At 62.5% G+C, this 22,055-nt stretch carries 19 protein-coding genes; 6 read left to right on the forward strand and 13 right to left on the reverse strand.

All coding sequences use genetic code 11. The features are described from left to right. Nucleotides 1–63 precede the first annotated feature (63 nt). Nucleotides 64–957, forward strand: coding sequence for a helix-turn-helix domain-containing protein (locus tag FHK92_RS18515; RefSeq protein WP_181289313.1), 894 nt, complete (start codon nt 64–66; stop codon nt 955–957). A 7-nt stretch (nt 958–964) separates the two neighbouring features. Here the strand turns inward: FHK92_RS18515 and FHK92_RS18520 are convergent, their stop codons facing one another. The 13 genes from FHK92_RS18520 to gap all read right to left on the reverse strand — a co-directional run bounded on the left by FHK92_RS18520 (nt 965) and on the right by gap (nt 15,147). Further along, nucleotides 965–1,141, reverse strand: coding sequence for a hypothetical protein (locus tag FHK92_RS18520; RefSeq protein ID WP_181289314.1), 177 nt, complete (start codon nt 1,139–1,141; stop codon nt 965–967). A gap of 263 nt (nt 1,142–1,404) precedes the next feature. Beyond that, complete coding sequence (locus FHK92_RS18525; protein ID WP_181289315.1) at nt 1,405–1,764, reverse strand: DUF5064 family protein; 360 nt, start codon at nt 1,762–1,764, stop codon at nt 1,405–1,407. Between the two features lie 64 nt (nt 1,765–1,828). Then, nucleotides 1,829–2,758: a carbamate kinase gene (gene arcC, locus FHK92_RS18530; protein WP_181289316.1), complete on the reverse strand. Its 930-nt coding sequence runs from the start codon at nt 2,756–2,758 to the stop codon at nt 1,829–1,831. A 153-nt stretch (nt 2,759–2,911) separates the two neighbouring features. Then, nucleotides 2,912–3,922, reverse strand: coding sequence for an ornithine carbamoyltransferase (locus tag FHK92_RS18535; RefSeq protein WP_181289317.1), 1,011 nt, complete (start codon nt 3,920–3,922; stop codon nt 2,912–2,914). 67 nt (nt 3,923–3,989) lie between these two features. Beyond that, entirely contained in the window at nt 3,990–5,246 is a 1,257-nt protein-coding gene (gene arcA, locus FHK92_RS18540) for an arginine deiminase (protein WP_181289318.1), read from the reverse strand. 31 nt (nt 5,247–5,277) lie between these two features. Next, complete coding sequence (gene arcD, locus FHK92_RS18545) at nt 5,278–6,705, reverse strand: arginine-ornithine antiporter (RefSeq protein WP_181289319.1); 1,428 nt, start codon at nt 6,703–6,705, stop codon at nt 5,278–5,280. 208 nt (nt 6,706–6,913) lie between these two features. Further along, the gene (locus FHK92_RS18550; protein WP_181289320.1) at nt 6,914–8,260 is read right to left on the reverse strand and encodes a CoA transferase; all 1,347 of its coding nucleotides are present in this window, start codon (nt 8,258–8,260) and stop codon (nt 6,914–6,916) included. 56 nt (nt 8,261–8,316) lie between these two features. Next, nucleotides 8,317–8,727: a YbaN family protein gene (locus FHK92_RS18555; protein WP_181289321.1), complete on the reverse strand. Its 411-nt coding sequence runs from the start codon at nt 8,725–8,727 to the stop codon at nt 8,317–8,319. Between the two features lie 178 nt (nt 8,728–8,905). Beyond that, a complete protein-coding gene (locus FHK92_RS18560) occupies nt 8,906–9,496 on the reverse strand; it encodes a biliverdin-producing heme oxygenase (RefSeq protein WP_181289322.1) in 591 nt (196 codons plus the stop codon). 167 nt (nt 9,497–9,663) lie between these two features. Continuing rightward, nucleotides 9,664–12,255: a TonB-dependent receptor gene (locus FHK92_RS18565; RefSeq protein WP_181289323.1), complete on the reverse strand. Its 2,592-nt coding sequence runs from the start codon at nt 12,253–12,255 to the stop codon at nt 9,664–9,666. Nucleotides 12,256–12,375: 120 nt separating this feature from the next. Then, a complete protein-coding gene (locus FHK92_RS18570) occupies nt 12,376–13,338 on the reverse strand; it encodes a FecR family protein (RefSeq protein ID WP_181289324.1) in 963 nt (320 codons plus the stop codon). A gap of 92 nt (nt 13,339–13,430) precedes the next feature. Next, a complete protein-coding gene (locus FHK92_RS18575) occupies nt 13,431–13,943 on the reverse strand; it encodes an RNA polymerase sigma factor (protein WP_181289325.1) in 513 nt (170 codons plus the stop codon). Nucleotides 13,944–14,145: 202 nt separating this feature from the next. Beyond that, the gene (gene gap, locus FHK92_RS18580; protein WP_039593774.1) at nt 14,146–15,147 is read right to left on the reverse strand and encodes a type I glyceraldehyde-3-phosphate dehydrogenase; all 1,002 of its coding nucleotides are present in this window, start codon (nt 15,145–15,147) and stop codon (nt 14,146–14,148) included. A 231-nt stretch (nt 15,148–15,378) separates the two neighbouring features. On the opposite strand from gap, the gene edd reads away from it, so the two are divergent. The 5 genes from edd to FHK92_RS18605 all read left to right on the forward strand — a co-directional run bounded on the left by edd (nt 15,379) and on the right by FHK92_RS18605 (nt 22,020). Next, nucleotides 15,379–17,205 carry a phosphogluconate dehydratase gene (edd, locus tag FHK92_RS18585; RefSeq protein WP_181289326.1) on the forward strand — a complete coding sequence of 609 codons (1,827 nt, stop codon included), beginning with the start codon at nt 15,379–15,381 and terminating at the stop codon, nt 17,203–17,205. Further along, complete coding sequence (locus FHK92_RS18590) at nt 17,202–18,161, forward strand: glucokinase (RefSeq protein WP_181289327.1); 960 nt, start codon at nt 17,202–17,204, stop codon at nt 18,159–18,161. Before edd ends, FHK92_RS18590 begins: the two co-directional genes overlap by 4 nt. A gap of 182 nt (nt 18,162–18,343) precedes the next feature. Next, nucleotides 18,344–19,075, forward strand: coding sequence for a response regulator (locus FHK92_RS18595; protein WP_030139365.1), 732 nt, complete (start codon nt 18,344–18,346; stop codon nt 19,073–19,075). Beyond that, on the forward strand, nt 19,065–20,534 hold the full coding sequence (locus FHK92_RS18600; RefSeq protein WP_181289328.1) for an ATP-binding protein: 1,470 nt from the start codon (nt 19,065–19,067) through the stop codon (nt 20,532–20,534). Before FHK92_RS18595 ends, FHK92_RS18600 begins: the two co-directional genes overlap by 11 nt. Before the next feature lie 226 nt (nt 20,535–20,760). Then, nucleotides 20,761–22,020, forward strand: coding sequence for a D-mannose isomerase (locus FHK92_RS18605; RefSeq protein ID WP_181289329.1), 1,260 nt, complete (start codon nt 20,761–20,763; stop codon nt 22,018–22,020). Nucleotides 22,021–22,055 lie beyond the last annotated feature (35 nt).

The raw sequence follows: 22,055 nt of genomic DNA on the forward strand, positions 1-22,055 counted from the left end.
TGAAACCTGTACTTTCTGCCAATCGGTGCGATTACCGCCCGTAACCCGAGGCCTATCCTCGTTATGAAGAAAACCGAGCTGCCTTCGATCCCGGTGTTCAAGCTCTATGGCGAAAGCCAGGATTGGCCTACGCCGGACCTGCTGCACTGCGAAACCATTTCCAGCCGCAGCAGCGAGCACCAATGGGAAATCAAGCCCCATCGGCATGCCGACCTGTGCCAGTTGCTGTTTGTCTTCAAGGGCCAGGCAGAGCTCGAGATTGAAGGCCAGCGCACCCGGCTCGACGAGCCGGCGGTGCAGATCCTGCCACCGTTATCGGTCCATGGTTTTCGTTTTTCCGAGGATGTGCAGGGTTACGTAGTCACGCTGGCGGCGCCGCTGGTGACGCACCTGCAGGGGCAGCTCGGTCATTCGGTCAACATCCTGGCCCAGGCCGAAGCCTACCCGGCCGGCGAGAACGCCGATTATCTCAACAGTTTGTTCAGCGCCTTGCAGGCCGAGTACGTCGGGCATCAACCGGCCCGAGAAATGCTCATGCACGCATTGGTCAGCGTGATCATGGTCTGGGTCAGTCGCCAGGTGATGAGCCGGCGCACCTCGACCCAACGCCCGCAACGGGCCCGGGAATACCTCAACGGCTTCATTCAGCTGGTGGAGGAAACCTATCGCCAGCACGTCAAGGTCGAAGACCTGGCCCATCGCCTGGGCATTTCGGTGTCGCACCTCAACGGTACCTGCCGCGAGCTGGCGGGCCAGCCAGCATTGCAGATCATGCATGAGCGGCAATTGTTGGAAGCCAAACGGCTGCTGACCTACACCGGCATGACGATCTATGAGATATCCGAACTGCTCGGCTTCTCTGACCCGACCAACTTCACCCGACTGTTTCGCCGACGCGTCGGCATTTCGCCAAAAGCCTTCCGCGACCGGCTCAAGACCGATCAGCTAGACGACTGAAACCGCCTCAGCGCAGAGCGTTCAGGGATGCGTTGTGCGGTATGCAGCGTTCAAAGTTGCAACTGGCGTAGTCACGGGGCAACTGCCTGGCCTGCTCGACCCGATACGCCGCGGTGCCATACAGCGCAAGCGTGGCGGTGCAGGTGATGAAAATGGCGAGGCGTCTTCTTGTTTTGATGTTCATGGCGATGACCTCTGAACGAATACCCGGGGGTACTGTTTTCAGCATAGGTCAGCTGTGGCGGGTTGCCAGCGAGGTGGGTCTTGTATGTGACCCGGTATTCAGAACATTTATGTCCATCAGGTGCAGGGATTCATCGTGGCGAGGGAGCTTGCTCCCGCTCGGTTGCGCAGCGGCCGCAAATTTTGGGGCCGCTGCGCAGCCCAGCGGGAGCAAGCTCCCTCGCCACAGGTGTGCTTTTCATGCCCAAAAAGGCATGTCAGGGATCATGCCAAATGCTCAGGCTTCATCGGGTCCCCCGGCTTGACGTCCAGTTGGTGGCGCACATCCTCGAACATTTCGTCGTAGTACTTGTGCATCGAGCCGATGCTGGCAGTCTTGGGCATGCCGTATTGCTGGGCGATGCGGGTGGCGTGGCGGGCGAAGTCGAAGGCCTGGTCCTTGGCCAGGAAAAACGTCTCGTCCACGTTCTTGTCTTCCACCGTGCCGTGCAGGCGGAAGGACATGCCCGTTCCCTCCTTGGGATCCTGTGCAATTTCGTAGTCGATGCACAGGTTGTAGCTGTAATCATCCTTGTTCAGCGCATGGCGCTCCATGTGCAGGTGACCGGGTTGGAACGTGGCCATAAGCGTCTCTCCTTCGAAGGCGTGGAGAACGGCAGACACCGCGCCTGCCGCATAAGTTTTGCTGTCACCGATAAACGATACCCGGCGTTGCCATGCTGATGCGGGTGCCGGCGGTGCCCTGGACGATAGCATCGATGTCCGACAGCGATCCGATCACCGCGACCTTACCGGTGTTACGGGCGAATTCGCAGGCGGCTTGTACCTTCGGCCCCATGGATCCGGCGGCGAAACCGAGCCGTTCCATGTCGTCGGGGTGGGCCTGGGCAATGGCTTTCTGGGTCGGTTTGCCGAAATCGATGAACGCGGCGTTGACGTCGGTGGCGATTACCAGCAGATCGCTTTCCAATTGTTCAGCCAGCAGCGCCGAGCACAGGTCCTTGTCGATCACCGCTTCCACGCCTTGCAGCTTGCCGTCGGCGCCGTACATCGTCGGGATGCCGCCACCGCCGGCGCAGATCACGATGCTGCCTTTTTCCAACAGCCATTTGATCGGGCGGATCTCGAAGATGCGCTTGGGCCGGGGGCTGGCGACCACGCGGCGGAACTTGTCGCCGTCCGGGGCGATTGCCCAGCCTTTCTCGGCGGCGAGTTTTTGCGCGTCTTTCTGGCTGTAGACCGGGCCGATGGGCTTGGTCGGGTTCTGGAAGGCCGGGTCGTTGGCGTCCACTTCAACCTGGGTCAGGAGCGTGGCGAAGGGCACTTCGAAGTCCAGCAGGTTGCCCAGTTCCTGTTCGATGATGTAGCCGATCATGCCTTCGGTTTCGGCGCCCAGCACGTCCAGCGGGTACGGCGTGACCGAGGTGTAGGCCGCCGCTTGCAACGACAGCAGGCCGACCTGCGGGCCGTTGCCGTGGGCGATGACCAGTTGGTTGCCCGGATGGATCTTGGCGATCTGTTCGGTCGCGGTGCGGATGTTGCTGCGTTGATTGTCTGCGGTCATGGGTTCCCCCCGACGCAGGAGGGCGTTACCGCCCAGGGCAACGACGATGCGCATGGTGTTGTCCTTATAAAATGGAACGAACAATGCAGTTCCCCTGTGGGAGCGAGCTTGCTCGCGATGACGGCGGCACATCCGGTATCAATGCAAGCTGACGCTCCGCCATCGCGAGCAAGCTCGCTCCCACAATGAAAAGCACTTCAATGGGGGTCAGATATCCGCCAACGCCGCCACCAGGATCGCCTTGATGGTGTGCATGCGGTTTTCCGCCTGTTCGAAAGCAATGTTGGCCGGGGATTCGAATACTTCCTCGGTCACTTCCACGCCATTGGCCAGGTTCGGATAGCGCGCGGCGATGTCCTTGCCGACCTTGGTTTCGCTGTTGTGGAACGCCGGCAGGCAGTGCATGAACTTCACCCGTGGGTTGCCGGAGGCCTTCATCATTTGCGCGTTGACTTGGTAGGGCAGCAATTGCTCGATGCGCTCGTCCCAGGCTTCCACCGGCTCGCCCATGGACACCCAGATATCGGTGTGGATGAAATCGACGCCCTTGACCGCTTCCTGCGGGTCTTCGGTGATGGTGATCCGCGCGCCGCTTTCGGCCGCGAAGGCTTGGCACTGGTCGATGAAATCCTGGTGCGGCCACAGCGCTTTCGGTGCGCCGATGCGCACGTCCATGCCCAGTTTGGCGCCGATCATCAGCAACGAATTGCCCATGTTGTAGCGCGCATCGCCGAGGTAGGCGTAGCTGATGTCATGCAGCGGCTTGTCGCTGTGCTCGCGCATGGTCAGGGTGTCGGCGATCATTTGGGTGGGGTGGAATTCGGCGGTCAGGCCGTTGAACACCGGCACCCCGGCGAACTTGGCCAGCTCCTCGACGATCTCCTGTTCGAAGCCCCGGTATTCGATGGCGTCGAACATCCGCCCCAGCACCCGGGCGGTGTCCTTCATGCTTTCCTTGTGGCCGATCTGCGATGACACCGGGTCGATGTAGGTGACGTGGGCGCCCTGGTCATGGGCCGCGACTTCGAAGGCGCAGCGGGTGCGGGTCGAGGTTTTTTCGAAAATCAGCGCGATGTTCTTGCCCTTGAGGTGCGGCTGCTCGGTGCCGGTGTATTTGGCGCGCTTGAGATCACGGGACAGGTCCAGCAGAAAGTGCAGCTCGCGGTTGGTGTGGTGCATCAAGCTCAGCAGGCTACGGTTGCGCATATTGAAAGCCATGGTGGATCTCCTTGGGTGTCGGTTATCCCCTGGGCCGTTTTCGATAAAAGCGGTCCAGGCTCGAAGGTCAGTAGTCGATAGGGTCGCGAATGATCGGGCAGGTCATGCAATGGCCGCCGCCTCGGCCCCGGCCCAGCTCGCTGGCGCTGATGGTGATGACTTCCACGCCAGCCTTGCGCAGCAGGGTGTTGGTGTAGGTATTGCGGTCGTAGCCGATCACCACGCCTGGCTCCAGGGCGACCACGTTGTTGCCGTCGTCCCATTGTTCGCGTTCAGCGGCGAAGCTGTTGCCGCCAGTTTCCACTATCCGCAGCGCCGGCAACTTGAGGGCGGCGGCTACGGTATCGAGGAAACTGCCTTCCTCGCGGCGCACATCGATGCCGCCGGGTTTGCTCTCGTCCGGACGCAACGAAAACGCCACGATCTGGCTGACCACTTCCGGGAAAACCGTGACCAGGTCGCGGTCACAGAAACTGAACACGGTATCCAGGTGCATGGCTGCGCGGGATTTCGGCAGCCCCGCAACGATCACGCGCTCCACGGCGTTGTGCTTGAACAGGTTCAGCGCCAGTTGGCCGATGGCCTGACGGGATGAGCGTTCGCCCATGCCGATCAACACCACGCCGTTACCGATCGGCATCACGTCGCCGCCTTCGAGGGTGGCATTGCCATGGTCGTGGTCCGGGTCGCCGTACCAGATCTGGAAATCGGCATGGGTAAACTCCGGGTGGAATTTATAGATGGCTGTGGTCAGCAGGGTTTCCTGGCGCCGCGCCGGCCAGAACATCGGGTTCAGGGTCACGCCGCCGTAGATCCAGCACGTGGTGTCGCGGGTGAACTGGGTATTGGGCAGCGGCGGCAGGATGAAGCTGGAGTGCCCGAGGAAATCGCGGAACATCTGGATTGTCTTGCCGCCGAAGCTATCCGGCAGGTCATCGGCCGAGACGCCGCCGATCAGGTATTCGGCGATATGGCGCGGCTCCAGGCTGCGCAGCCACGCGCTCACTTCATGCGCCAGGCCCAGGCCCACGGCGTTGGCCGTGACCTTGCGATGCAGAATCCAATCCAGCGCCTCGGGGATGGCGACAATGTCGGTCAGCAGGTTGTGCATCTCCAGGACGTCGATATCGCGTTCGCGCATCTTGGTGACGAAATCGAAGTGGTCGCGCTTGGCCTGGTTGACCCACAGCACGTCGTCGAACAGCAGTTCGTCGCAGTTGTTCGGGGTCAGCCGCTGGTGGGCCAGACCGGGTGAACAGACCATGACTTTGCGCAATTTGCCGGCTTCGGAATGGACGCCGTATTTCACTTTTTCCGTGGTCATTACACATCCTCCAGATAAAACAGTTAACCGGTCAGAGGGTCAGGAAACCCGCGTAGAGCCCGTAGGCCGCTACCAGCGCTCCGACGATCACGGCGGCGAAAATCAGCTTCTCGACCGAGGTGAAAACCGGTTTGCCCAGTTCGTGCTTGGCCTTGGCGAACAGGATCGCGCCGGGGGCGTAGAGCAGGGCGGAAAGCAGCAGGTATTTGATCCCGCCGGCATACAGCAGCCACATCGCATAGATCAGCGCGATGGTGCCGATGAGCAGGTCCTTGCGGCGTTCGGCCAGGGCGTTCTGATAGGTCTCGCCGCGCACCGCCAACAGCACCGCGTAGGCGGCCGACCACAAATACGGCACCAAGATCATCGAAGTGGCGAGGTAGATCAGCGACAGGTAGGTGCTGGCGGAAAACAACGTGATGACCAGGAACAGCTGGACCATCGCGTTGGTCAGCCACAGGGCATTGGCCGGCACATGGTTGGCGTTTTCCCGGCGCAGGAACGCCGGCATGGTGTGGTCCTTGGCAGCAGCGAACATGATCTCGGCGCACAGCAGGACCCAGGACAGCAGGGCGCCGAGCAGCGAGATGATCAGGCCAACGCTGATCAGTACCGCGCCCCAGTGGCCGACCACGTGCTCCAGCACGGCGGCCATCGACGGGTTCTGCAACTTTGCCAGTTCCGGCTGGGTCATGATCCCCAGCGACAGCACATTCACCAGTACCAGGAACAACAGCACGGTAATGAAACCGATGACGGTGGCCTTGCCGACGTCGCTGCGTTTCTCGGCGCGGGCGGAGAAAATACTCGCGCCCTCGATACCGATGAACACCCACACGGTGACCAGCATCATGTGTCGCACCTGGTCCATTACGCTGCCCAGGTCGGGGTTCTTCAAGCCCCAGATGTCAGCGGTGAATATCTCCAGCTTGAAGGCGAATACCGCGATCAGCACGAACAGCAGCAGCGGCACGATCTTGGCGACGGTGGTCACCAGGTTGATGAACGCGGCTTCCTTGATGCCGCGCAGCACCAGGAAATGCACCGCCCACAGCAACACTGAGGCGCCGATTACCGCGGCGACAGTGTTGCCCTCGCCAAACATCGGGAAGAAATAGCCCAGGGTACTGAACAACAAGACGAAGTAGCCGACGTTGCCCAGCCAGGCGCTGATCCAGTAGCCCCAGGCCGATGAGAAACCCATGTAGTCGCCGAACCCGGCCTTGGCGTAGGCATACACGCCGCCGTCCAGGTCGGGCTTGCGGTTGGCCAGGGTCTGGAACACGAAAGCCAGGGTCAGCATGCCCACTGCGGTGATGGCCCAGCCGATCAACACGGCACCGACGTCGGCACTGGCGGCCATGTTCTGCGGCAGGGAAAAGATCCCGCCGCCGATCATCGAGCCCACTACCAGCGCGACCAGCGCACCCAGTCGTAGTTTTCCGGGGGTATCGGACATTGCATGACTCCCATGCGGGGGAAGAGAGTCAACAGCCTATGTCGATTGGAAAGGCTGGCATCTGATCTAGGTCAGGTAACTGTTCGACGTGGATGTAGTGGTGACTCATGCGCCGCTATCGCGAGCAAGCTCGCTCCCACAGTTTCACGCATATCCTTGTGGACGCGAGCTTGCTCACGGCGGCGATCCGACGATGGCGATCGGGCGATCACCACTGCGCCCGGTGAGCCCCCAGCTCGGCGGCCGGCAACGCCCATTGCAGCGGCGTGCCGGTGATCTTCAGCGGCACCTGCAAACGATGCGCCGGGCCCCACGGTGTTTGTTCCACCAGCAGACCCTGGTCGGCCTCGTCTTCGGGTCGCAATCCACCCCCACTGCCGGCGCCATGCTCGATCAACAGCTTCGCCGTGCGCGCCAGCGACAAGCGTGCCGAGCCGCCATGGCCGGTGAGCAAGCGGCGGGAGACCAACACAATCGCGCTGGCGGCCATCAGGTAACCGGTGCCGTGGTCCAGCGCCTGGACCGGCAGCGGCGTTGGTTTGTCCGTGTGTTTCCAGGCCATGCCGGCGTCGGCGATGCCGCTGCTCATTTGCACCAGGCTGTCGAAGCCGCGGCGGTGTTGCCAGGGGCCGCTCCAGCCGTAGGCGTTGAGGCAGACATCGATCAGGCCTGGGGCCAATTGTTGGCGCTGCGTGGCGCCGTAGCCCAGGCGTTCCAGTGCGTCGGCGCGGTAGCCGTGCAGCAGGATATCGGCCTCCTTGAGCAGCGCCTCGAACGTCGCGCGGTCGGCGGGCTGGTGCAAGTCGAGGCGGGCGCAACGTTTGCCAAGGGTGACTTCCGGCACCACGCCGGGTTCGTTCCAGGTCGGCGGGTCGATGCGCAGTACGTCGGCGCCCAGGCCAGCGAGAAAGCGGCTGGCAATCGGGCCGGCCAACACGCGGGTCAGGTCCAGCACCTTGAGGCCCGCCAGCGGCTGGGCGACGGAGCCGAGCCAGGGCGTAGGGGAGCCCTCGACGCCGTGTTCCAATTGAACGAGAGGCTCGGCATTCACCGCCATGCCCTGCGGATGCACTTGCCACGCCTGCCACGAGCGCATCTGTGCGGCGCAACCGCCGGCATCGACCACGGCCTGCTCCAGCTCGGCCTTGTTCCAACGGATCACTTTGCCTGCCATGTCGGCGCGGTCGGTGCAGGCCCCGAGGACCTTTTCCGCCGCCCGGCGATGATGCGGCGCGTTGGTGTGCAGGCGGATCCAGCCGTCGGCGGTGGCATAGTCGCCAGCCACCGGATCCCACATCGGCGGCACGCTCCAGCCGATGGGCCGCAGGGAGGTGGAAAACCAGAACGAGGCCAGGCGCCGGTCGACTTCAAGCGTTGGCGGGCGACCGGTTTGCTGGTGGATGAGCTCGGCGACCGCTTGACCGGCCACACCGATGCTCGCGCTGGCCAGTTCCGTGACCGCGAAGGCCGAGGGCAGGGCGCCTTCGCCTGTGAAGGGGATCGGTGTCGTGGGCAAGCCGATGGCGGTTTGCATGGATGTAAGTAGGTCTGACATTTGGAATCCCTCCTGAACCAGAGAGCGAGCATAGATCAAACGAACCTCGGGGGCCGCTACGCGCCCCGGCGGGAACAAGCTCCCTCGCTACGGTGTTCCGGGCGTGACCATATCCAGAGATTACCCAGGCCCATGCCCGCGAGCGCGAGGTAAACCGGCCAGTGGTGATCGAGCACCAGCAGCATCAACGCTGCGCAGCACAGCATGCTGGCCGTTGCGGCGATCTTGGCCCGACGCGGGATGACCTTGCCGTTGCGCCAGTTGTGCAGCATCGGCCCGAACAACCGATGGCCCTCCAGCCAGGCACTCAGGCGTGGCGAACTGCGGGTCGCGGCCCAAGCGGCGAGCAGGATGAACTCAGTGGTCGGCAAGCCGGGCACGACGAGGGCGACCAGGCCGATGGCCAGGCTGGCGTAGGCGAGGAGGGCGAAGAGCAGTTGGGTGAGTTTGGAGGTTGTGCGGCTCATGTATTTCTATCCGACATGCGCTTGGCCCTGTGGGAGCGAGCTTGCTCGCGATAGCGGTGTATCAGGCGCATGAAGGTCGACTGATCTGACGCCATCGCGAGCAAGCTCGCTCCCACACTGGTTCTTGGTGACTGCAGAATATGCATCCACCATGAATCTCCTTTGGGAGTGGTGTGAGTCAGGCCAACTCGGTCGCGTAGGCTTGCTCCAGCAACACCGTAAATCGGTTGAACGCCGCCAGCGCCCCTTGGTCCGCCTCGGCTTCCTGTTGTTCGGTGAAGGGCAGCTCGTCGAGGGTCCGTGTGAAGGTTTTCCAGCCTTCGGCGCGGCCGCCCGCGGGTTCTGCCAAGTGGCGGGCACCGAAGGTTTCGTTCATTCCAAGGGCGACGGCGCGCTTGATCAGGAACGCAGCGCCAAGCTTGGAACCCTCGGAGACGAACAGCCAGCCGAGGGCCTCGGCCTGGGTCGGGTTCTTCACCGCGCCTGCCACGGACGCCGGCACTTCGGTGTCCAGGTCCGCGAGGTCGGCCTTGGCCGCTTCGGCGCGGCAACGTGCAGGCAAATCGGCAACCAGCGCGGTCAGTTGCGCGTCGTTGTACAGCGCCACCAGTTCCGACTGGAACTGGTATTGGGCAACCACGAAGCGAGCGTAGCTGGCCTGGGTTTCGAATGGGGCGTGTGCCTTGACCAGCGCGTCGAGCTTGCCGTGGGGCTCGTGGGTAATCTGGTTCAGGCGTTGGGAGCGGGTAACGGGGCGGTGTGTGGTCATGAAAAATTCCTTCGAATGAAAGTTGTGGCGAGGGGATTTATCCCCGCTGGGCTGCGCAGCAGCCCTAACAAAAATGGAACCGAAAGAAGCAGGCTTTGGGGGCGCTGCGCACCCCAGCGGGGATAAATCCCCTCGCCACAGGTAGTTTGTTTTGGCTGAACGCTGGATCAGATATCCCAGATCAGGTTGACCGCGAAGTTGCGTCCAGGCGCCGTGAGGCGATCGAGATTGGCCGGGTTCAGCACCGCTGCTTCGCCGACGCTGTCGTAGCCGCGCACGTCGTCCCACAGCCAGTACTTCTTGTCGGTGAGGTTGTAGAGGCCGCCGCTGACCGTGACGTCGTTGGTGACCTTGTAGTACCCGCTCAGGTCGACAATGCCGAAACCCGGCGTCTTGAACTGGCTGCTGACGCCGTCAGGGGACTTGAAGTTGCTGTCATCGACGCGGTCTTGCTTCTTCACCAGGGTCCAGCTGAGCAAGGTGCCGAACTGCGCCTGGTCGTAACCCAGGCCGAACACGCCGGTCATTGGGTTGATGCTGTTGAGCGGTTCGCCGGTATCGTCGTTGCGGCCATGGAGGTAAGCCACCGAGCCTTGGGTATAGAGCCCCCGTGGCGCGCCGAACACGTCCAGGTCCAGGCGACCCTTGGCTTCGATGCCCTTGATGGTGGCGTGCTTGATGTTGTTGCTCTGGAAGGTCAATTGGTCGGCGCCGGGGATGATGGCGTCCTCGTTGATGAAGTCGCGGTACTTGTTGTAGAACACCGCCACGTCGAACGAGCCGGAGTCGAAGCGACCGCGCAGGCCGGTTTCGTAACTCTTGCTTTTTTCCGGTTCGAGGTCGGGGTTGGGTTTCACGCTGTAGCCCACGCCCGCGTTATCGAAACGTCCGTACAGGGCCTTGGCCGTCGGCGTGCGGAAGCCTTCGGCGTACTGGCCGTACCAGGTGTGCTGATCGGTCAGGGCATAGGTCAGGCCGAACTTGGGCGATACGCGATGCCAGGTCTTGTCCTCGGCACTGACGGTGCCGCCGCTGGTAGGGTCCACGGTGCGGAGGAATTCCTCGGTGAGGCGCGGCTTGAGCCGGGTGTAGTCGTAGCGCAGCGCGGGGGTGAAGGTCCATTTGTCCCAGCTGATCTGGTCCTGGGCGAACAGGCTGTAGGTATTGATCGTCGGGTCCGGGAAGTCACTGGCTTTTGCCAAAACGTCCCGCGTGCTGATGGTTCCCACGGCGGAGCAGCCCACGCCAACCGCCAGGCACACGCCGTTGCCGCTGCGCGAACCGGTGACTTTCTGTTGCTTGAGCGTGGTGCCGTAGGTCAGCGCGTGACCGGTGTCGGCGACGCTGAAAGACTTGTCCAACTGGGCATCGAAAACCCACTGTTTCTCTTCGTAGAGCGTTTCCCGGGTGCGCAGTATCTGACGAGTAATCGGGAAGTAGAACTCGGCGGTGCTCTGGTCGGTCTTCGCGACCTGGTGGTTCAGGCTCCACTTGATGTTATCGGCCAGCAGGCTGTCGAGGGCGAAGCTGTGCTCCAGGCCGAACCGCTCGCGGGTGACGGTGTCGTTGCCGGTGCGCCACTGGTACATGCCGCCGGGCAGAATCGAGCCGGGTATGGTTGGTCGACCGTTGGAATACGGGCCGCCATAGGCGCTTTTCAGGTCAACGTCGCGGTCGTCCTTGTACTTCTCGTATACCAGGCTCAGGCGTGCGTCATCGCTGTAGTCCCAGCCGAGCTTGGCCAACACGCTATTGGCCCGCACGTCTTCCGGGTTGGCCGCGGTGCGATCCAGGCCCGTGCCATTGTTGCCGCCGTAGGATTCGGTCTCGTGACCGTCACGCTGGCTGTAATGAAGCAAGCCGTCGAACGGACCGCTGCGACCGGCGACGGTGGCGGATTTGAGCCAGCTCTCGTCAACGGAGCTGTAGCCGGTCTTCAGGCGTGCGCCGACGTCCTGGCCGGGCTTGATGATGTCATCCGCATCGAGGGTGAAATAACTGACGACGCCGCCAATGGCGTTGCTGCCGTACAGCACCGAGGCTGGGCCCCGAAGGATTTCCACGCGCTTGATGATTTCCGGGTCGACATAGTTGCGCTGGGTTTTTGCGTAGGGGCCGTTGAAGAAACCGCCAGGCACTTCCACACCATCGACCTGGGTCAGGATCCGGTTGCCGTCGATGCCGCGAATGTTGTAGCCGCTGATGCCGCCGCGCTGGCCCGCGCCGCCCACCGAAACGCCGGGCTCGTAGCGCACCAGGTCCTTGAGGGTGTTGACGTTGTTGCGATCGAGTTCCTGGCGATCATGGATGGAAACCGTGCTCGGTACGCTGGTGATGTCTTGTTCCTGGCGGGTGGCACTGATGGTGACTTGCTGCAAGTCCAGCACGTTGCGGGCGCTGCGTTTTTCCAGAACGATGTTGTTATCGCCCAGTTTGCGGTAGCTCAGGTCGGTCCCCACCAACAAGCGCTCCAGGGCTTTTTCTGGCGGCAGCGAGCCGTTAACGCCCGGCGAAGCGACGCCTGCGGCCAGTTCAGCCGGCAAGCCTACTTGCCAACCCGTGACGGTCGTGAACGCGTTGAGCGCGGAAACCAGCGGTTGTCGGGCAATGTTGAAGGTGTAGTCGCCCATGTTGTGGGCGGGTGGTTGCCCCGCGGCGGCAAGGACGGCCGGCGCGGCACCGGCCATCAGGATGGCGGCGGTCAGCAATGACAGCGCGCGGGAAGGTGCGAGGAACCGGCAGGTAAGGCGAGAGGACATCGATAGCGCTCCGTGTCGCATCTGTTATAGGTGCAGATCGGCATCTGGAAGATGCGAATCAATTGCATTGGCTATAACGAGACGAACCAGCGACGGCTATCGAGTAAAAATAATTCTCATTTAGTTCAATATCACCAGTGCCGGGTATTCCTGCAGCCGCGCGGAGGTGATGTGCGCCAGGGAGCGGACCACATCCAGCGGCTGGTCGAGGCGGTAATTGCCCGTCACCGCGATGTTGGCCAGCCGTTCGTTGGTATTGATGATCCAGCCAGGGTAATAGCGCCGGAGTTCGGCCAAGACCTGGCTCAGCGGCCGATTTTCGAACACCAGCCGACCTTGGACCCAAGCCAGTTCGGTACCTGCATCGAGGCGTGTGGGGCGGTCGAAGCCGTTGGGGCCGATGCGGATGCTTTCTCCAGCCGACAACCGCACGTGGGTGTCGTACCGGGTGGCCCGCAGGTCGAGGTCGCCGCGCTGCACTTGGATTTGGGCTACGCCGTCGAGGTAACGCACGGCAAATGTGGTGTCGCTGACGCTGGCAATGACCGGGCCGGCATCGATTTCCAGTGGCAGGTTGCGGTTGCCCGGCACTTCGAAGAATGCCTCGCCCTTATACAGGCGGGCCACGTGCCGTTGTTCGCTGAACGTGCTGGAAAACGCCGAATCGGTGTTGAGCAGGACCTTGGAGCCGTCTTCCAATTGCAGGCGCTGGCGCTCACCGACGACCGTCAGGTGATCGGCTTCGAAGTGCAGGGGCAAGTCGCTGAAATTGAACAGGCCGAGAAACAGCACGGCGGCCGTTGCCAACGGTTTCCAATGGGCACGCAGGCGCGACAGCGCGGTGACTTTGGGCTGGCCGCGCAGTTGTCGGGCGCTTTCGATAACGTGCGGGCCATTCCAGATCGCCTGGGCCCTGGCGAACGCTTCGCCATGGCGAGGATCGGCCGCCAGCCAGGCTTGGAAGTCTCGACGCTGCTCCTCGCTGGGGCTGTCGAGCAGGATCAACCAGTCCAGCGCCTGGTCCATGGCGTGGGCAGTGTCCTGTGCCTCGGCGGCTTCAGGTGGGCGATGGTTGTCCGTCACGGTGGATTCTCATTATTGGCGGCAAGCACACGCTACAAGCCGCAAGCGGTAGCTGGCAAGCATGCATCCAGCTTGCGGCCTTGCCGCTTGATTCATGGGTTGCGTTCGGCCACGCCCACGCAGATGGCCATGATCAGTTTCAATTCTTTTTGCACGGTACTCAGGGACACGTTCAAACGTTGCGCGATGTCTTGGTAACTGTGGCCATGCAGCCGGTTGAGAATAAAGATCTGCTGTTGGCGCGGGCTGAGGGATTGCAGGCTGACGTTGAGGCGTTCGAGCATTCGTTCGGCATGGGTGGCGTCTTCGGCGCTGCTTTGAGGCGCGACCACATTGTTCATGACATCCAGCGGTACGTCATCCACCAGGGTTCGCGACTGGACTCGCCGCGCGCGCAGATGGTCCAGCGCCAGGTTGCGGGCGGTCTGGAAAACGAAGGGTTCAAGATGATCGACGGTGCGCTCGCTCAGGGCACGGGTTACGCGCAGGTAGGTTTCCTGAAGCAGGTCTTCGGCGGTGCTCGGGTTGTTGACCATCCGCTCGAGGGTGCGCAGCAGCGGGGTGCGCTGGGCGAGGAAGACGTGGTGAAAGCGTGATTGACTCACGGTAGGGCCCGATCCGGTTTGACAAGATGATAATGCTTATCATCTGCGCGAGCGGTCAAGCCTTCATTTTCGTGAGTGCCGAAACCCTGTGGGAGCGAGCTTGCTCGCGATAGCGGTGGGCCAGCCACCTATGATGCAGGCTGACCGGACGCTATCGCGAGCAAGCTCGCTCCCACAAAAAAGCTTCTTGCTGCTGTATCGGTTACTCCGCGTTACACAACGCCAGGCAGTTATCCAGCATGCGGTTGGAGAAACCCCATTCGTTGTCATACCAGGCCAATACCTTGAGCAGCTTGCCGCTGGCCTTGGTGTGGTTGGCGTCGAAGATCGACGACAGCGGGTTGTGGTTGAAATCGCTGGAGACCAGCGGCAGGGTGTTGTAGCCGAGGATCTTCGAATGCTGGCTGGCCTGCTTGAGCAGTGCGTTGACTTCATCGGCCGACGCTTCGCGCTTGAGCTGCACGGTGAGGTCCACCAGCGACACGTTGATCACCGGTACGCGCACGGCCATGCCGGTCAGCTTGCCCGCCAGTTCCGGCAGCACCAGGCCCACCGCTTCGGCGGCGCCGGTCTTGCTCGGGATCATGTTCTGGGTGGCCGAACGGGCGCGATACGGGTCGCTGTGGTAGACGTCGGTCAGGTTCTGGTCGTTGGTGTAGGCATGGATGGTGGTCATCAGGCCGCTTTCGATGCCCAGCTCGCGGTGCAGCACCTGGGCCACCGGGGCCAGGCAGTTGGTGGTGCACGACGCGTTGGAAATGATCTGGTGGGACTGGCGCAGGATGTCATGGTTCACGCCATACACCACGGTGGCGTCGGCACCCTTGGCCGGGGCCGAAATGATCACCTTGCGGGCGCCGGCGCTGATGTGGGCGGCCGCCTTGGCGCGGTCGGTGAACAGGCCGGTGCACTCGAACACCACGTCGATTTTCTCGGCGGCCCAGGGCAGCTCGGCCGGGTTGCGGATGGCACTGACCGAGATGCGGTCGCCATTGACCGTCAGGCTTTCGTGATCGTGCTGGACGTCGGCATCGAAAGTGCCGTGCACGGTGTCGAACTTGAGCAGGTGAGCATTGATTGCGCTGTCGCCCAGGTCGTTGATGGCGACGATCTGCAAGTCGCGACGATAGCCTTGGGTATACAGTGCACGGAGGACGTTGCGGCCGATGCGGCCAAAACCATTGATTGCGATTCGAAGAGTCATTAACTGCGCCGCCGTCGATTTGTTGTTGGAATTACAAGATTATTCGCATAAAAATAGAAAACAAGCCTTTTTAGTGGCAATATTTTGTTTTATCTACAACGAGTGACCTGAATCAACTGGTCCGATTGGTCAAAAACCGTTTGTCGCCCTGTCTTACCTGCGGTGTACAAAGGGCTTTTGAACCAGCATAGACAATCAGGTCGCCACACCCGTTAGCCTGGAGTTCTACACATGCATCCCCGCGTACTTGAGGTCACCGAACGGCTTATCGCCCGCAGTCGCGCTACTCGCGAGGCTTACCTTGCACTGATCCGCGGTGCAGCCAGCGACGGCCCGATGCGCGGCAAGCTGCAGTGCGCCAACTTCGCCCATGGCGTGGCCGGTTGCGGCACCGAAGACAAGCATCACCTGCGGATGATGAACGCCGCCAACATCGCCATCGTGTCGTCCTATAACGACATGCTCTCGGCCCACCAGCCGTACGAAACCTTCCCCGAACAAATCAAGAAAGCCCTGCGCGAGATCGGCTCGGTCGGCCAGTTCGCCGGCGGTACGCCGGCCATGTGCGACGGCGTGACCCAGGGCGAGGCCGGGATGGAACTGAGCCTGCCGAGCCGCGAAGTGATCGCGTTGTCCACGGCGGTGGCGCTGTCCCACAACATGTTCGACGGCGCCTTGATGCTCGGCATCTGCGACAAGATCGTCCCGGGGCTGATGATGGGCGCGCTGCGCTTCGGTCATCTGCCGACAATCTTCGTGCCCGGCGGGCCGATGGTCTCGGGCATTTCCAACAAGGAAAAAGCCGACGTGCGCCAGCGCTACGCCGAAGGCAAGGCGACGCGCGAAGAGCTGCTGGAATCGGAGATGAAGTCCTACCACAGCCCCGGCACCTGCACCTTCTACGGCACCGCCAACACCAACCAGTTGCTGATGGAAGTGATGGGCCTGCACTTGCCGGGCGCTTCGTTCGTCAACCCGAACACACCGCTGCGCGACGCCCTGACCCGTGAAGCCGCGTTCCAGGTCACGCGCCTGACCAAGCAGAGCGGCAACTTCATGCCCATCGGTGAAATCGTCGACGAGCGCTCGCTGGTCAACTCCATCGTTGCGCTGCACGCCACCGGCGGCTCCACCAACCACACCCTGCACATGCCGGCCATCGCCATGGCGGCGGGCATCCAGTTGACCTGGCAGGACATGGCCGACCTCTCCGAGGTGGTGCCGACCCTGAGCCACGTCTACCCGAACGGCAAGGCCGACATCAACCACTTCCAGGCGGCGGGTGGCATGTCCTTCCTGATCCGCGAACTGCTGGAAGCCGGTCTGCTCCACGAAAACGTCAATACCGTGCTCGGCCATGGCCTGAGCCGCTACACCCAGGAGCCGTTCCTGGAGGATGGCGAGCTGGTGTGGCGCGACGGCCCGATCGAGAGCCTCGACGAGAACATCCTGCGCCCGGTGGCCCGTGCTTTCTCGCCGGAAGGCGGCTTGCGGGTGATGGAAGGCAATCTTGGCCGTGGCGTGATGAAGGTTTCGGCCGTGGCCCTGGAAAACCAAGTCGTCGAGGCGCCGGCCATGGTCTTCCAGGATCAGCAGGATCTGGCCGATGCGTTCAAGGCCGGTCTGCTGGAAAAGGATTTTGTCGCGGTGATGCGCTTCCAGGGCCCGCGCTCCAATGGCATGCCCGAGCTGCACAAGATGACGCCGTTCCTTGGCGTGCTGCAGGATCGCGGCTTCAAGGTGGCGCTGGTCACTGACGGGCGCATGTCCGGCGCGTCGGGGAAAATACCGGCGGCCATTCACGTCAGCCCCGAAGCTTATGTCGGCGGCGCGTTGGCTCGGGTGCAGGAGGGCGATATCATCCGCGTCGATGGCGTCAAAGGCACCTTGGAACTGAAGGTGGACGCCGAGGAATTCGCCGCGCGCGAGCCGGCCAAGGGCCTGTTGGGCAACAACATAGGCACCGGTCGCGAGCTGTTCGGTTTCATGCGCATGGCTTTCAGCTCGGCAGAGCAGGGCGCCAGCGCCTTCACTTCTGCCCTGGAGACGCTTAATTGAAACTGGCTTTGGTCGGTGACATCGGTGGGACCAATGCGCGTTTCGCCCTGTGGAAGAACCACAACCTGGAGAATATCCAGGTGCTGGCGACAGCGGATTACGCCTGTCCGGAAGATGCCATCAAGGTTTACCTGAGCGGCATGGGCATGGCGCCGGGTTCGATTGGCTCGGTGTGCCTGTCGGTGGCCGGGCCTGTGAGTGGTGATGAGTTTCGCTTCACCAACAACCACTGGCGCCTGAGCAACCTGGCGTTCTGCAAGACCTTGGAGGTGGAGAAGCTGTTGCTGGTCAACGACTTCTCCGCCATGGCCCTGGGCATGACCTGCTTGCGTCCCGACGAATACCGGGTCGTCTGCCAGGGCACACCGGAACCGATGCGCCCGGCGGTGGTGATCGGCCCGGGCACCGGGCTGGGCGTCGGCACGCTGCTGGACCTGGGCGAAGGTCGCTTCGCGGCGTTGCCAGGGGAAGGCGGCCATGTCGACCTGCCGATGAGCAGTCCGCGCGAGACCCAGCTGTGGCAACACATCTACAACGAAATCGGCCACGTCAGCGCCGAAACCGCCCTGAGCGGCAGCGGCTTGCCCCGCGTGTATCGGGCGATCTGCGCGGTGGATGGCCATGAGCCGGTGCTCGATACTCCTGAATCCATTACCGCCGCCGGCCTGGCCGGGGATCCTGTTGCGCTGGAAGTCCTTGAGCAGTTCTGCCGATGGCTGGGGCGCGTGGCGGGCAATAACGTACTCACGGTGGGCGGGCGCGGCGGTGTCTATATCGTTGGCGGCGTCGTCCCGCGGTTTGCCGATTTCTTCGTTGAGAGTGGCTTCGCCAAGTCCTTCGCCGACAAGGGTTGCATGAGCGATTATTTCAAGGGCATTCCAGTCTGGTTGGTGACAGCGCCGTACTCCGGCCTGATGGGTGCGGGCGTGGCGTTGGAGCAATCCTCCACGATTTGAAATTGGAAACTCGCCCTGTGGGAGCGAGCTTGCTCGCGATGACGGAGTGTCAGTCGCCATTGAGATTGACTGATACACCGCTATCGCGAGCAAGCTCGCTCCCACAAGGGGCTCTGTAGTGTTTGTAGAACCCGTCCATCAGGCATAATCGCCCCCAATCCAAACAACAAGGACGAGGCCCCGTGAGTTCAGTGAACAAATCGATTTTGTTGGTCGACGACGACCAGGAGATTCGCGAACTGCTGGACACTTACCTCAGCCGCGCGGGTTTCCAGGTGCGGACCACGCCCGACGGCGCCGGATTTCGCCAGGCCTTGAACGAGGCGCCGAGCGACCTGGTGATCCTCGATGTGATGCTGCCCGACGAGGACGGCTTCAGCCTTTGCCGCTGGGTTCGCGAGCATCCGCGCCAGGCCCATGTGCCGATCATCATGCTCACCGCCAGTTCCGACGAAGCCGATCGGGTCATTGGTTTGGAGCTGGGGGCCGATGATTACCTGGGCAAGCCGTTCAGCCCGCGTGAATTGCAGGCGCGCATCAAGGCGCTGCTGCGTCGGGCACAGTTCGGCCAGGAACGGTCGGGCGGCGACGTGCTGGCCTTCGACGAGTGGCGACTGGACATGGTCAGCCATCGGCTGTTCCACACCGACGGTGAAGAAGTGATTCTCTCCGGCGCCGATTTTGCCTTGCTCAAGCTGTTCCTCGACCACCCGCAGGAAATCCTCGATCGCGACACCATCGGCAACGCCACCCGAGGGCGTGAACTGATGCCTCTGGACCGGATCGTCGACATGGCGGTGAGTCGCCTGCGCCAGCGCCTGCGCGACACGGACAAGCCACCGCGGCTGATCCGCACGGTGCGCGGCAGCGGTTATCAACTGGCGGCCAGTGTGGTTGCCAGCAATGGTCACTGAAGCGATCAGAAAAATTGTCCGGCGGATACCGGTGCCACGCTCGTTGCTGGGCCGAATGCTGTTGCTGACCCTGCTGGTCGTGCTGTTCGCCCAGACGTTGTCGAGCCTGATCTGGGTCTCGCAATTGCGGGCCACACAACTCGAAGGCCTGGTCACCAGCGCCCGCAGCCTCGCCCATTCGATGACCGCCACCGTCAGCTATCTGCGCTCGCTACCGGTGGCCTATCGGCCCTTGGTGCTGGACCAGTTGCGCAGCATGGGCGGTACACGCTTCGTCGTCACCCTCAATGACAAGCCGCTGGGCATGGACGTGTTGCCCGTGACGCCACGCAAACTGGCGGTGCTCCAGGCCGTGGATGAAGTACTGCGGCGCTCCCTGGGCAACAACGCCGACATCTCCGTGAAGTTCGTCAGCCCGGAAGACCTGCGGATCTTCAACGGCGGACTGAAGCTCGATGAGCTGCCGCGTTCCTGGGCCCATTACGCCCTGACGCTTGAACCAGTGAATCCGCCGGTGCTGGTCACGCAGATCCAGATGGCGCCGGGTGAATGGCTGTACATCGCCTCGCTGCTGCCCGAACCCTACACCAGCCTCGAAGAACAGGACCTGCCCAAGCAGCAGGTGGGTTTCATCGTGCTCACCAGTAGCCTGTTGCTGTTGTTCATCGGCCTGCTGGTGCATTGGCAGAGCCGGCCGCTCAAGCGTTTGGCCCGGGCGGCGCGGGACATGTCCCTGGGCGCAGAGGTGCAGCCCGTGGCCGAAGGCGGCGGCAGCGAAGTGGTGGAAGTAGGCCGGGCATTCAATGCCATGCGCGAGCGCATCAGCCGCTACCTGACCGAGCGCAGCCAGCTGTTCAGCGCCATCTCCCATGACCTGCGCACGCCCATCACCCGGCTGCGGCTGCGGGTCGAGCTGCTGGAAGATGAGAATCTGCAAGCCAAGTTTGGCCGTGACCTCGACGAGCTGGAGCTGCTGGTCAAGGGCGCGCTGCAATGCGTCAAGGACACCGACATCCACGAGAACATCGAGCCGGTGGACCTCAATCATGTATTGGATTGCCTGGTGGAACCTTACCTCGCGCCCAACGGCAACGGCCGGGTCACCCAGGATGGCCGGGCGCTGGCGCCGTATCCCGGCAAGCCGCTGGCCCTCAAGCGCTGCATCGGTAACCTGATCGACAACGCCTTGAAGTACGGGCAGAGAGCCCACCTGCATATCGATGACGATGACACGGCGTTCATCCTGCACGTTGACGACGAAGGGCCGGGCGTGCCGGAACAGCGCTTGGAGCAGGTCTTCGAGCCGCACTTTCGCCTGGCCGGGCAGCAGCAGGGGTACGGTCTGGGATTGGGCATCGCCCGCAACATTGCCCACAGCCATGGCGGTGAGGTGAGCTTGCAGAACCTGCGCGAGGGCGGGTTGCGGGTGACGTTGCAGTTGCCTCGGAGTGTGGATTAGTCGGACCGCGTTATCGTTCTTCGCGAGCAGGCTCGCTCCCACAGGGATTTTGTGAGCGCGCAAAATCCAGTGTAGGAGCGAGCCTGCTCGCGAAGGCGCCAGTCGCTTCAACCCATTCCCATGCCAATGTCACAAGTCGGTGACATAACTCGCCCCTTTCGTTACCTGCCGCCGACCCTCCCTTGTTTAGACTCCCCGGGTCAAAACAACAAAAAAGGTCACGTCGATGGACACCTTCCAACCGGCGTTCAGCAGTTGGTTGAACGCTCCTGCCCACCAGCAATGGCTCGCCGCCGAAGGCTTGCGGCTGCTGGCGTTTGCCAAGGCCTCGAAGCTGCCGGACGGTTTCGGCAACCTGGACGAGCTGGGTCGCCTGCCCGCCGATGCCCGCGCCGAAACCATGAATACCGCGCGCATGACCCACAGCTTCGCCATGGCCCATATCCAGGGCCTGCCTGGGTTTGTCGAGTTGGTGGATCATGGTGTGCAAGCGCTCATGGGGCCGCTGCGCGATGCTGAGTTCGGCGGCTGGTTCGCCACCGCCAATCCGGCTGAAAACGAGACCGGCAAAGCCGCCTACCTGCACGCTTTCGTTGCCCTGGCCGCCAGCTCGGCGGTGGTGGCCCAGCGCCCTGGCGCCGAGGCCTTGCTCAAGGACGCCGTGCGGATCATCGACGAGCGTTTCTGGTGTGAAGAAGAGGGCGCCTTGCGCGAATCCTTCAACCGCGACTGGCGCGAAGAAGAAGCCTATCGCGGCGCCAACAGCAACATGCACGCCACCGAAGCCTTTCTCGCCCTGGCCGATGCCACGGACGACCCGCGCTGGCTGGCGCGGGCCCTGCGCATCGTCGAGCGCGTCATTCATGGCCATGCGGCCGCCAACGATTATATGGTCGTCGAGCATTTCGACCGCGACTGGCAGCCGCTGCGCGAGTACAACCACGACAACCCGGCTGATGGTTTCCGCCCATACGGCACCACGCCCGGCCATGGTTTCGAATGGGCGCGGCTGCTGCTGCACCTCGAAGCCGCGCGTGTGCAGATCGGCATGCTGACCCCGGGCTGGCTGGCCCAGGACGCGCAGAAACTCTTCGACCAGAACTGCCGCCACGGCTGGGATGTCGATGGCGCGCCAGGCATCGTCTATACGCTGGACTGGGACAACCGCGCCGTGGTTCGCCATCGCCTGCATTGGGTGCATGCCGAAGCAGCGGCAGCGGCCAGCGCGCTGCTCAAGCGTACCGACGAGGCGCAATACGAGGCCTGGTATCGGCGTTTCTGGGAATTTTGTGACAAACATTTCATCGATCGCTGCAACGGCAGTTGGCACCACGAACTCGATCCACAAAATCGCCCCAGCGCCGACATCTGGCCGGGCAAGCCGGACCTTTACCACGCCTGGCAGGCCGTGCTGATACCTCGGCTTCCCTTGGCGCCTAGCATGGCGTCTGCGTTGGCGCGGTTATCCGCTCCCGCGCCTGTGTAACCATGCAGTGACATATCCGCGTCCCTTCGTTACCT

The organism is Pseudomonas brassicacearum subsp. neoaurantiaca (genome assembly GCF_013608025.1).
In the GTDB taxonomy this organism is placed as follows: domain Bacteria; phylum Pseudomonadota; class Gammaproteobacteria; order Pseudomonadales; family Pseudomonadaceae; genus Aquipseudomonas.